General features: G+C 66.3%; 8 protein-coding genes. 3 read left to right on the top strand and 5 right to left on the bottom strand.

Going from position 1 to position 12,378, the window contains the following annotated elements; genetic code table 11:
* Positions 1-14: 14 nt before the first annotated feature.
* Positions 15-707, bottom strand: a complete 693-nt coding sequence (locus G3N64_RS10025; protein ID WP_205783657.1) for an aspartate/glutamate racemase family protein — start codon at positions 705-707, stop codon at positions 15-17.
* Between the two features lie 137 nt (positions 708-844).
* Here G3N64_RS10025 and dinB point away from each other — a divergent pair, with 137 nt between their 5' ends.
* Positions 845-2,008, top strand: a complete 1,164-nt coding sequence (dinB, locus tag G3N64_RS10020; RefSeq protein WP_205783656.1) for a DNA polymerase IV — start codon at positions 845-847, stop codon at positions 2,006-2,008.
* A gap of 62 nt (positions 2,009-2,070) precedes the next feature.
* Here the strand turns inward: dinB and G3N64_RS10015 are convergent, their stop codons facing one another.
* From G3N64_RS10015 to fixL, 4 genes are all read right to left on the bottom strand, one after another.
* Positions 2,071-4,158 carry a M3 family metallopeptidase gene (locus G3N64_RS10015; protein ID WP_205783655.1) on the bottom strand — a complete coding sequence of 696 codons (2,088 nt, stop codon included), beginning with the start codon at positions 4,156-4,158 and terminating at the stop codon, positions 2,071-2,073.
* 237 nt (positions 4,159-4,395) lie between these two features.
* The gene (folD, locus tag G3N64_RS10010) at positions 4,396-5,256 is read right to left on the bottom strand and encodes a bifunctional methylenetetrahydrofolate dehydrogenase/methenyltetrahydrofolate cyclohydrolase FolD (protein ID WP_205783654.1); all 861 of its coding nucleotides are present in this window, start codon (positions 5,254-5,256) and stop codon (positions 4,396-4,398) included.
* A gap of 238 nt (positions 5,257-5,494) precedes the next feature.
* On the bottom strand, positions 5,495-6,133 hold the full coding sequence (fixJ, locus tag G3N64_RS10005; RefSeq protein ID WP_006493245.1) for an oxygen response regulator transcription factor FixJ: 639 nt from the start codon (positions 6,131-6,133) through the stop codon (positions 5,495-5,497).
* On the bottom strand, positions 6,130-8,646 hold the full coding sequence (gene fixL / locus G3N64_RS10000) for an oxygen sensor histidine kinase FixL (RefSeq protein ID WP_205783653.1): 2,517 nt from the start codon (positions 8,644-8,646) through the stop codon (positions 6,130-6,132). Before fixL ends, fixJ begins: the two co-directional genes overlap by 4 nt.
* 273 nt (positions 8,647-8,919) lie before the next feature.
* Between fixL and aceE the strand changes: the two genes are divergently transcribed.
* Both aceE and G3N64_RS09990 read left to right on the top strand, forming a co-directional pair.
* The gene (aceE, locus tag G3N64_RS09995; protein ID WP_205783652.1) at positions 8,920-11,616 is read left to right on the top strand and encodes a pyruvate dehydrogenase (acetyl-transferring), homodimeric type; all 2,697 of its coding nucleotides are present in this window, start codon (positions 8,920-8,922) and stop codon (positions 11,614-11,616) included.
* Between the two features lie 68 nt (positions 11,617-11,684).
* On the top strand, positions 11,685-12,378 hold a 694-nt coding region (locus tag G3N64_RS09990; RefSeq protein ID WP_346778812.1), incomplete at its 3' end, for a biotin/lipoyl-containing protein.

Here is a 12,378-nt window from a genome sequence, read left to right as displayed (position 1 = left end):
ACGGCGCGCGGGTGTCAGCCCGCCGCCCACTCGACCGCTGCCTTCGCATGCAGCGCAGTCGTATCGAACACCGGCAGCGGCGAATCGTCGGCGCCGATCAGCAGTGTGATTTCCGTGCAGCCGAGGATCACGGCCTGCGCGCCGCGTTGTGCCAGCGCCTCGATGATCGTCGCGTAGGTCGCACGCGATTCCGGCGAGACGATGCCGTGGCACAGCTCGTCGTAGATGATCCGGTGCACGTCGTCGCGCCCGCGTTCGTCCGGCACGAGCACCTCCATCCCGAATTTGCCGCGCAACCGCTCCGCGTAGAACGGCAGCTCCATCGTGTAGCGCGTGCCCAGCAGCGCGACGCGCTCGACGCCGGCGTCGCGCAGCGCGTCGCCGGTTGGATCGGCGATGTGCAGGAACGGCAGCGTCACTGCGGCTTCGATCGCATCGCATACGCGATGCATCGTATTGGTCGTCAGCACGACGAGATCGGCGCCGGCCGCTTCGAGCTGTCGCGCGGCGCCGGCCATCCGTTCGCCGAGCGCGGCCCAGTCGTGCGTGCGTTGCAGCGCTTCGATCTCCGCAAAATCGACCGTGACCAGCACGCTCTTCGCGTTGTGGTGCCCGCCGTGCAGCGCCTTCGAATGGCGATTGATCATCCGGTAGTACTCGGCCGACGATTCCCAGCTCATCCCGCCGATCAGTCCGATCGTCTTCATTCGTCACCTTTGCGTTTCGTGTCTTGCGGCAGACGAGTATAGGTGCCGTTGCCTGCGCCCGGCCGGTACGATCCGCGCAAAGCGGGCCGGTACGGCGCAGCCGGGCGCGGGCGCACGCGACAGTTGAAACCGGCACTGTGTTTTTGTACAGTATCGGCACCGTGAACCCGACCATCATTCCGCCTGCCGATCCGCACGTGCCGCTGCCGGGCGGCGCGCTGCCACGCATGCGCAAGATCATTCACTGCGATTGCGACTGCTTCTATGCGTCGGTCGAGATGCGCGACGACCCGTCGCTGCGCAACCGGCCGCTCGCGGTCGGCGGCCGGCCCGACCAGCGTGGCGTGATCGCGACCTGCAACTACGAGGCGCGGCGCTACGGCGTGCATTCGGCGATGTCGTCGGCACTGGCGATGCGCAAGTGCCCGAACCTGCTGATCCTGCCGTCCGCGATGGACAAGTACCGCGCGGCGTCGCGGCAGATCATGGCGATCTATCGCGACTACACACCCGATGTCGAGCCGCTGTCGCTCGACGAGGCATATCTCGACGTCAGCGGGTCGGCGCGGTGCCAGGGCAGTGCGACGCTGATTGCACGGGAGATCCGTCAGCGCGTGTACGACACGGTCGGCGTGACCGTGTCGGCCGGCGTCGCGCCGAACAAGTTCATCGCGAAGATCGCGTCCGACTGGAACAAGCCCGATGGGCTGTTCGTCGTGCGGCCGCACGAGATCGACGCGTTCGTCGCGGCGCTGCCGGTGCGCAAGCTGCACGGCGTCGGCAAGGTCACGGCCACGCGGCTCGACCGGCTCGGCATCCAGACCTGCGCGCAATTGCGCGACTGGCCGCTGATCGACCTGCACCGCGAATTCGGTGCGTTCGGGCGGCGGCTGTACGAACTGTCGCGCGGAATCGACGAGCGGCCCGTGCAGGCCGACCAGGAGCGCAAGTCGGTCAGCGTCGAGACGACCTACGTGACCGACCTGACGACGCTCGAACAGTGCGCGGAGGAAATCCGCCGCCTCGTCGTGCAGCTCGATGCGCGGATCGCGCGGGCGGGCGCCGCACGGTCGATCCGCAAGCTGTACGTGAAGATCCGCTTCGCCGATTTCCAGCGCACGACGGTCGAGTGCGTGGCCGACGCGACGAATGCGGACACGGCCGTCACGCTGCTCGCGAAGGGGCTGCAACGGCGTGCGCAGGCGGTGCGGCTGCTCGGCGTCGGCGTGCGCATCGACGAGGATACGGCCGAGCGCCACGGGCAGTTCTCGCTGTTCGACGACGAAGCGCCCGCGCCATGAAAAAAGGCACCGCCGAAGCGGTGCCCTGGTTTCCATGCAGCCTGAACGGCCGGGCGGCGCGCTCAGTGCGCGGGCGCGGCCATCCCGTTGTGGCGCAGCAGCGCATCGATCTGCGGCTCGCGGCCGCGGAACGCCTTGAACGAATCCATCGCCGGGCGGCTGCCGCCGACCTCGAGGATTTCGCGGCGATAGCGCGTGCCAGTCGCCACATCGAGCACGCTGCCGCTTGCGGCAGCCGCTTCCTCGAATGCCGCATACGCATCGGCCGACAGCACCTCGGCCCACTTGTAGCTGTAGTAGCCGGCCGCATAGCCGCCCGCGAAGATATGGCTGAACGTGTTCGGCCAGCGCGAGAACGCGGCTTGCGGGATCACGTGATAGCGTTCGTTGATCTCGCGTGCGAACGCGGTCACACCGGTGGCGCCCGCCGGGTCGAAGTCGACGTGCAGCAGCATGTCGAACATCGAGAACACGATCTGGCGCAGCGTGCCGAGCCCGCTCTGGAAGTTCTTCGCGGCGATCATCTTGTCGAACAGCTCGCGCGGCAGCGCGGCGCCCGTGTCGACGTGCGACGACATCGACGACAGCACGTCCCATTCCCAGCAGAAGTTCTCCATGAACTGCGACGGCAGCTCGACGGCATCCCATTCGACGCCGTTGATGCCCGACACGCCGAGCTCGTCGACGCGCGTGAGCATGTGGTGCAGCCCGTGGCCGAATTCATGGAACAGCGTGATGACTTCGTCGTGCGTGAAGCAGGCAGGCTTGCCGCCGACCGGCGCCGAGAAGTTGCAGGTGAGATAGGCGACCGGCGTTTGCACGCTGCTGCCGCGCTTCGCGCGCGAACGCGCGTCGTCCATCCATGCGCCGCCGCGCTTGCCTTCGCGTGCGTACAGGTCGAGATAGAACTGCGCGACGAGCGAGCCGTCGCGGTTCTCGACGCGGAAGAAGCGCACGTCCTTGTGCCACACCGGCGCGTCGTCCGGTTTGATCTGCACGCCGAACAGCGTCTCGGTGACGGTGAACAGGCCCTTCAGCGCGGCCGGCTCCGGGAAGTACTGCTTGACCTCGTTTTCCGAGAACGCATAGCGCTGCTGGCGCAGCTTCTCGGCCGCGTACGCGACGTCCCACGGCGCGAGTTCGGCGAGGCCGAGTTCCTTTGCGGCGAAGGTGCGCAGCTCGTCCCAGTCCTTGTCCGCGTGCGGGCGGGCGCGCGTCGCGAGATCCTCCAGGAACGCGATCACCTGCTGCGGCGATTCGGCCATCTTCGGCGCGAGCGACACTTCGGCGAAGTTGCGGTAGCCGAGCATCAGCGCTTCTTCGCGGCGCAGCTTCAGCGCATCGGTGACGATTGCCGTGTTGTCCCATTCGGCCTTGCCGTCGCCGTACTGCGGCCCGAGTTCCGACGCGCGCGTCGCATAGGCGCGGTAGAGCGTCTCGCGCAGCGCACGGTTGTCGGCGTATTGCAGCACCGGGAAGTACGACGGGAAGTGCAGCGTGAATTTCCAGCCTTCCTTGCCGTCCTTCTGCGCGGCTTCGCGGGCGGCCTCGATCGCGTCGCCGGGCAGGCCGGCCAGTTCGGCGCCGTCCTGCACGATGTACGCGTACGCGTTGGTCGCGTCGAGCACGTGATCGGAGAATGCCTTCGACAGCGCAGCCTGCTGTTCCTGCAGTTCGGCGAAGCGCGGCTTCTGGTCCTCGGGCAGCTCGGCGCCCGACAGGCGGAAATCGCGCAGCGCGTTGTCGAGAATCTTCTTGCGTTCGGTGGACAGCGTCGCGTATTCCGCGCTCGCGGCGATCGCCTTGTACTTCTCGTACAGCGCGAGATTCTGGCCGACGCTCGACCAGAATTCGGTCACGCGCGGCAGGTTCTCGCCATAGGCGGCCCGCAGTTCGGGCGTATCGGCGACCGCGTTCAGGTGGCCGACGATGCCCCACGCGCGACCGAGCGGCTCCGTCGCGTGCTCGACCGTCTCGACGATTTCTGCCCAGGTTGCCGGCGTCGCGGCCGCGCTTGCCGTCTCGACCGCGCGGTTGGCGGCATCGAGCAGCGTATCGAGCGCGGGCGTCACGTGTTCCGGGCGGATCTCGCCGAAGCGGGGCAGGCCCGAGAAATCGAGAAGCGGGTTGGTGTTGGCGCTGGCGGACATAAGACTCCCTGTCTGTTGCCGGATGAACCGGAGTGAAAAGGGTAGGGCGCGCAAGGCAACGCGGCGCCCGATATCGACATTATTGGGGCGCATCGCGCGCTTTCCAATCGTTAGTTTCTAACGACGCGATTGACGCGGGGTCGAATGCGGGGCGGGGGCGCTGGCGGCGCGACCGGTGCGGTGCGGCCGGAGAGGCGCCGGCGTGCGGAATCGCACGCCGGCTGAACGGGCAGGGGGTCAGGCGGCCGCGTCGGCGGCGCGCTCGGCGGCTTCGATCGTGTTGATCAGCAGCATCGTGATGGTCATCGGGCCGACGCCGCCCGGCACCGGCGTGATGTGGCCGGCCACTGCCTTCACGCCCGCGAAGTCGACGTCGCCGCACAGCTTGCCCGCGTCGTCGCGGTTCATGCCGACGTCGATCACCGTCGCGCCGGGCTTCACCATGTCGGCGGTCAGGATGTTGCGCTTGCCGACCGCGGCGACCACGACGTCGGCCTGCCGCGTGTGCGCGGCGAGGTCACGCGTCTTGCTGTGGCAGATCGTCACGGTCGCGCCGGCGTCGAGCAGCATCATCGCCATCGGCTTGCCGACGATGTTCGAGCGGCCGATCACGACCGCGTTCGCGCCCTGCAGCGGGATGTCGTGCGCCTCGAACATCTTCATCACGCCGTACGGCGTGCACGGGCGGAACAGCGGCTTGCCGGTCATCAGCGCGCCGGCGTTCGCGATGTGGAAGCCGTCGACGTCCTTCTCCGGCGCGATCGCCTCGATCACCTTGTGGCTGTCGATATGCGCGGGCAGCGGCAGCTGGACGAGGATGCCGTGGATCTTCGGGTCGCGGTTCAGCGCGTCGATGCGCGCGAGCAGGTCGGCTTCCGACAGCGTGGCCGGATACGCATCCTTCAGCGAGAAGAAACCGTTGTCCTCGCACGCCTTGATCTTGTTGCGCACGTAGACTTCGCTCGCCGGGTTGGCGCCGACGAGGATCACCGCGAGACCGGGCTGGTGGCCGCGTGCGGTCAGGGCGGCGGCGCGTTCGGCGGCCTGTGCGCGCAGGGTCTTCGAAAGGGCGTTGCCGTCAATGAGGAGGGCTGTCATGGTGGTGGTCCTGCCGGGAAGTTGGAATGCGGGCGTGCGGCGCTCGAAGCGTCGCAGCAAAGCACGCGATTATACCGTTCGCCTGCTGCCGTCCGACAGCGAATAAGCGGGAAGCGTCATGGCCGCGGCGCTCGCGCGCCGGGAGAAACGCTGCCGCCGCGCGAGTGGGCCGCATCGCGCGGGGCGGCTGGGGCTGGCTGCGGGCCGGGCGGGCAGTGCCGCCGCGGCCGGCGTTCGCTCAGGCCTGCTTCTTCGACAGCGCGAGGCGCAGCAGGTCGGCCACCGTGTTGACGTTGAGCTTTTCCATGATGTTCGCGCGGTGCGCTTCGACCGTCTTGATGCTGATCCCGAGATCGTCGGCGATCTGCTTGTTCAGGCGGCCCGCGATGATCCGTTCGAGCACCTGCTGCTCGCGCGCAGTCAGCTTCGACAGGCGTTCGCTCGCGGCACGCTGTTCCTGGACGCTCTTGCTTTCGCTTCGGGCCTTGTCGAGCATCCGCTCGACGAGCTTGCGCAGCTCGGCTTCGTCGAACGGTTTCTCGATAAAGTCCATCGCACCCTTTTTCATCGTCGAGACGGCCATCGGCACGTCGCCGTGCCCCGTGACGAAGATGATCGGCAGCGCGGCATTGTCGGCAATCAGGCGCTCCTGCAGTTCGAGGCCGCTCATGCCCGACATCCGTACGTCGAGGATCAGGCACGCGATCTGGCCGGCCTGCTGGGCAGGCTGGTACGCATCGAGGAACTGCTCGGCGCTCGAGAAGCATTGCACGCGATAGCCGTTCGCCTCCAGCAGCCAGCGCAGCGAGTCCCGTACGGCCTCGTCGTCGTCGACGACAAAGACGGTTTCCTGAGTGGTGGTGACAGGGCTATTCATAGTTCTCCCGTAACGGTATGTGATGCCGATGCCTCGCGCCCCCCTTGGCCGAGATCAGCGGGTTCCCCAATGGGCAGGCTGCAGTGGAACGTCGCGCCGGAAATGCGGCCATCCGGCTCGACGTTGTTGACCACCCACAGACGCCCCCGATGCGATTCGATGATCGAACGGCAGATGTTCAGCCCCATGCCCATGCCATCGGACTTGGTGCTGTAAAACGGTTCGAACAGGCGCTCGGCGGTCGCTTCGTCGACGCCCGGGCCCTGGTCGATCACGCGGATGTCGACGAATCCCGCCTCGATGTCGGCGACGACGCGGATCACGCCGTCCGCCGACGCCGGCTTCACGTCGGCCATCGCCTCGGCCGCGTTCTTCATCAGGTTCACGAGCACCTGCTCGATCAACACGGGGTCGACATAAATAATAGGCATTCTTGCGAGGATTTCCGTGACGATCCGGATCCTGCGCTTCCTGGCCTCGATTTCGGCGAGCCCGACCGCGTCGGCAACGATGTCCGCGACCCGCGCCGGCTGGCGCTTCGGCTCGCTGCGCTTCACGAATTCGCGGATCCGCTTGACGATCATCCCCGCGCGCAGCGCCTGCTGCGCGGTCTTTTCCAGCGCGGGCTGCAGCGTCTCCGGCGTGCCGCGGCCGCTCTTGACGAGCGCGAGCGTGCCCGAGCAGTAGTTGTTGATCGCGGCGAGCGGCTGGTTCAATTCGTGAGCAATCGACGACGCCATTTCACCCATCGTCATCAGTCGGCTCGTGAACTGCAGCTTCTCTTCCTGCTGGTGCGCGAGTTCCTGCGCCTTCTTGCGGGTCGTGATGTCGGTCGCGATCTGCATCTGCGCGAGGTGGCCGTCCACCCACTGGATGTACTGGCGGCGCACCTCGAACCACTTCTGGATGCTGTCGACGTACACCTCTTGCGCATCGGCGGTGCTGCTCGTCAGCGCGGCGGCCGGCAGGCCCGCGAACGCGTCGACCATGTCGATCGAGTCGGACGAAGCCTGCGCGCGGTCGAAGCCGCCGCCCGACAGCTCGAGATGGCCGTCCGGGCGAATGCCGAACAGGTGGCGGTAGTAGCGGTTCGCGAACAGCAGTTCGGCCTCGTCGGCGGCCAGCACCGACACCGCGGCGTCGAGGCTTTCGAGCACCGTCGTGAAGCGCTCGTGCGCGGCCGCGAGTTCCTCACGCGCGCGCTTCGGCTCGGTAATGTCGGTCATCGACGACATCCAGCCGGTCTGGCGGCCCGAACTGTCGATCAGCGGCGACACGTACAGCCGCGCATGGAACAGCGTGCCGTTCTTGCGCCGCACGCGCAGCTCGAAGCCCGAGCTCGGCGCCTTGCCGCGCAGCGTCATGTCGAGCTGGCGCTGCATTTCCGGGTAGGCGTCGCGCGGCCAGTACGGGAACGGCGCGACCTTGCCGACGAGGTCGGTTTCGTCCCAGCCCGTCATCCGGCAGAACGCGGGGTTCACGTGCGTGATGCGGCCGTGCATGTCGAGCACGCGCATGCCGATCAGCACCGAATTTTCCATCGCGCGGCGGAAGAACGCTTCCGCGTACAGCGCCTGCTGCGCCTCGAAGCGCTGGCGCGTGTGCTTCCACAGGCTCCAGAGGCTCCACAGCACGAAGCACGACAGGCCTGCCACGAGCCACACGAGCGTGTTGTTGGTCAGGTTCGTGAGCTGCGGGAATGCGTACACGCGCACGGTCAGCCCCTGGCCGGGCGGATCGAGCGGCAGGTCGTAGTGCGAGTCGCGCGGCAGGCGCGGGCGCGTCGACGTGGACGACAGCTCGCGATTGTTCGCGTCGGTGATCGAGATCTTGTACTTCGACGACAGTTCCTGCGGGATGTCGTGCTTCAGGATGCCTTCGACCGAGAACACCGCGGCGATCGTGCCGAGGTACTCGCGGTCGCCGCGCATCACGGGCGTTTGCAGCGTGATGAAGCCGTTGCCGAAGTCGTCGTAGATCAGCGGCGAATAGGCTTGGCGACGCGTGCTGCGCGCCTCGTCGTAGGCACCGCGCACGGCCTCCTGCATCTGCGCGTCGCCGGGCTTCGCGAGCCGCTGGCCGAGCAGCGGCGGATGCACGGTCGGCCAGCGCTGCACGCCGGGCGACGTATACCAGTTCAGGTAGAGGATTTCCGGATGCGTCTGCATGACGTCCGCGACGGCCATCTGGAACGCGTTCTGGTCGAGGCGGCCCGAGGCGAGATCGCGCGACAGCGCCTGGAGTTGCTCCTGCGCGCCCGTCATCGACAGGCGGATCTGCTGCTGCGCCCACGCGACGTTACGGAAGAGGGTGTCTTCCTGCTGCTGCTGTTCGCGGCGGTTGAGGCTCCACAGGATGAGGCTCATCACCACCAGGAACACGAGGATCGACAGCAGCGGCGTCAGCAAATAGGAATTGGACCACCACGGTCCGTGGTGCCAACGGGACGGCTGCGACTCCGCCGGCGGGCCCGACGGTCGCGCCGAGCGTGCGAAAAGCCGATCGGTCAACATGGCAGGATTGTAGCGCAGCGCAATACATGGAAAACCCATACCGGATATGTTGAACGGAAACGGATTTGTTCAGCCGGCGCGCGCCGGAGCGCCCCGAAATATGGGTGCAGCGCAGCAATATTTCACATTACAAGAAAAGATCTCATAATTCGAAAATTCTGTTGCGCATGCCCGCGCGCGCTCATTACAATCCGCTGGAGCTTGCCCGCAGCCGGTCGCGTCGCGTCGTCTGCACGAGAGCGATCCTCACATTCCAGGACCCAGGAGACGAGAATGTCCGCTGTACCGAACGAAGTGATGAAATATGTCGCCGCCGAACGTGACGACGACCCGCAAGAAACCGTCGAGTGGCTGGAGTCGCTCGATGGCGTGATCTCCTCCGTGGGCGCCGGCCGCGCGCATTACCTGATCGAAAAGCAGATCGAGTTCGCCCGCATGCACGGCGAACACCTTCCGTTCTCCGCCAACACCCCGTACATCAACACGATTCCGGTCGAAGCCCAGGCGAAGATTCCGGGCGACCAGGACGTCGAGCACCGTATCCGTTCGTACACGCGCTGGAACGCGCTGGCGATGGTGCTGCGTGCCGGCAAGGACACGAACGTCGGCGGTCACATCGCGTCGTTCGCGTCGGCCGCGACGCTCTATGACGTCGGCTACAACCACTTCTGGCACGCAGCGTCCGAGCAGCACGGCGGCGATCTCGTGTTCGTGCAGGGCCACTCGTCGCCGGGCGTGTACTCGCGCGCGTTCCTGCTCGGCCGCCTGAAGGAAGAGCAGCTCGACAACTTCCGCCAGGAAGTCGACGGCAACGGTATTTCGTCGTACCCGCACCCGTGGCTGATGCCGGACTTCTGGCAGTTCCCGACCGTGTCGATGGGTCTCGGCCCGATCATGGCGATTTACCAGGCGCGCTTCATGAAGTACCTGCAGGCGCGCGGCATCACGAAGACGGAAGGCCGCAAGGTGTGGGCATTCCTCGGCGACGGCGAGACCGACGAGCCGGAATCGCTTGGCGCGATCGGGATGGCGAGCCGCGAGAAGCTCGACAACCTCGTGTTCGTGATCAACTGCAACCTGCAGCGTCTCGACGGCCCGGTGCGCGGCAACGGCAAGATCATCCAGGAACTGGAATCGGAGTTCCGCGGTGCCGGCTGGAACGTGATCAAGGTCATCTGGGGCAGCCGCTGGGATGCGCTGTTCGCACGCGACAAGTCGGGCGCGCTGATGCGCCGCATGATGGAAGCCGTCGACGGCGAATACCAGACGTACAAGTCGGAGTCGGGCGCATATGTGCGCGAGCACTTCTTCAACACGCCTGAACTGAAGGCGCTCGTCGCCGACTGGTCGGACGACGACATCTGGGCGCTGAACCGCGGCGGCCACGATCCGCACAAGATCTACGCGGCTTTCCATGAAGCCACGAACACGAAGGGCGCGCCGACCGTCATCCTCGCGAAGACCATCAAGGGCTACGGGATGGGCGAGTCGGGCCAGGCAATGAACATCACGCACCAGCAGAAGAAGCTGCCGGTCGAGCAACTGAAGAAGTTCCGTGACCAGTTCCGCCTGCCGATCACCGACGAGCAGATCGCCGACGTGCCGTACCTGAAGTTCGAGGAAGGCTCGAAGGAACTCGAATACATGCGCCAGAAGCGCATGGACCTCGGCGGCTACCTGCCGCACCGCCGCGAGAAGGCGACGTCGCTGCCGGTGCCGGCACTCGACGTATTCGAGCCGCTGCTGAAAGGCACGGGCGAAGGCCGCGAGATCTCGACGACGATGGCGTTCGTGCGGATCCTGAACATCCTGCTGAAGGACAAGGCGCTGGGCAAGCGCGTCGTGCCGATCGTTCCGGACGAATCGCGTACGTTCGGCATGGAAGGCCTGTTCCGCCAGATCGGCATCTGGAACCAGGAAGGCCAGAAGTACGTGCCGGAAGATTCCGACCAGCTGATGTTCTACAAGGAATCGGAAACCGGCCAGATCCTGCAGGAAGGCATCAACGAAGCGGGCGGCATGTGCGACTGGATCGCGGCGGCGACGTCGTACTCGACGCACGGCGAGATCATGGTGCCGTTCTACATCTTCTATTCGATGTTCGGCTTCCAGCGGATCGGCGACCTGGCATGGGCCGCGGGCGACATGCGTTCGCGCGGCTTCCTGCTCGGCGGTACCGCGGGCCGCACGACGCTGAACGGCGAAGGCCTGCAGCACGAAGACGGCCACTCGCTCCTGTGGGCGGCATCGGTGCCGAACTGCGTGAGCTACGACCCGACCTTCGGCTACGAGCTCGCGGTGATCGTCCAGGACGGCCTGCGCCGCATGGTGGCGGACCAGGAAGACGTGTACTACTACATCACGGTGATGAACGAGAACTACGAGCACCCGGCGATTCCGCAGGGCGAGCACGTGGCGGCCGACATCATCAAGGGCATGTACGCGTTCAGGAAGGCCGACGCCGACAAGAAGGCGCCGCGCGTCCAGCTGCTCGGCGCGGGCACGATCTTCAACGAAGTGATCGCTGCCGCCGACCTGCTGAAGAACGACTGGGGCGTCGCCGCCGACCTGTGGAGCGTGCCGAGCTTCACCGAGCTCGCGCGTGAAGGCCACCAGGTCGAGCGCTGGAACCTGCTCCATCCGACCGAAGAGCGTCGCCTGTCGCACGTGCAGAAGTGCCTGAAGGACACGCAGGGCCCGGTCATCGCTTCGACCGACTATGTCCGCGCGCTGGTCGACCAGATCCGCGGCCAGATCGATCGCCGCTTCGTCGTGCTGGGCACGGACGGCTTCGGCCGCTCGGATACCCGCGAGAAGCTGCGTCACTTCTTCGAAGTCGACCGTCACTGGGTCACCGTCGCCGCGCTCAACGCGCTGGCCGACGAGGGCACGATCGAGCGCAAGGTGGTCGCGGACGCGATCGCCAAGTACAACCTCGATCCGTCGAAGCCCAACCCGATGACCGTTTAACGCACACGCCGTGTGATGCCGCGCGTCGCTCCCGCGAGGAGCGCGCGCGGCCATGGAGACAGAAACAGATGAGTCAAGCGATCGAAGTGAAGGTGCCGGATATCGGCGATTACAAGGACGTCCCGGTGATCGAGATCGGCGTGAAGGTCGGCGATACCGTCGAGCCCGAGCAGTCGCTCGTCACGCTCGAATCCGACAAGGCGACGATGGACGTGCCGAGCCCGGTAGCGGGCGTCGTGAAGGAAATCAAGGTGAAGGTGGGTGATTCCGTGTCGGAAGGCTCGCTGATCATCCTGCTCGAAGGCGGCGCCGCGGCGCAGGCGAACGGCGCGGCAGCGCCCGCGGCCGCACCGGCTCCGGCGGCAGCGCCGGCACCGGCTGCTGCTGCACCGGCGGCCGCACCGGCTGCAGCCGGCGGCACGCTCGAGGTAAAGGTCCCCGACATCGGCGACTACAAGGACGTCCCGGTGATCGAGATCGGCGTGAAGGTCGGCGACACGGTCGAGAAGGAGCAGTCGCTCGTCACGCTCGAGTCGGACAAGGCGACGATGGACGTGCCGAGCCCGGCCGCCGGCGTCGTGAAGGAAGTCAAGGTCAAGGTGGGCGATTCGGTGTCGGAAGGCACGCTGATCGTGCTGCTCGAAGCCGCAGGCACAGCGGCTGCGGCCCCGCAGGCGAGCGCACCGGCTAGATCGGAAGAGCGGCGGGTAGGGAAAGAGTGTCAACAATGGTGTAGAGTTCGGCGGGCGCCGGCTTATTCAA

The sequence above is a fragment of the Burkholderia sp. Ac-20344 genome, from assembly GCF_017104975.1.
GTDB lineage: Bacteria > Pseudomonadota > Gammaproteobacteria > Burkholderiales > Burkholderiaceae > Burkholderia.
This window is presented reverse-complemented; position numbering and strand designations above follow the sequence as displayed.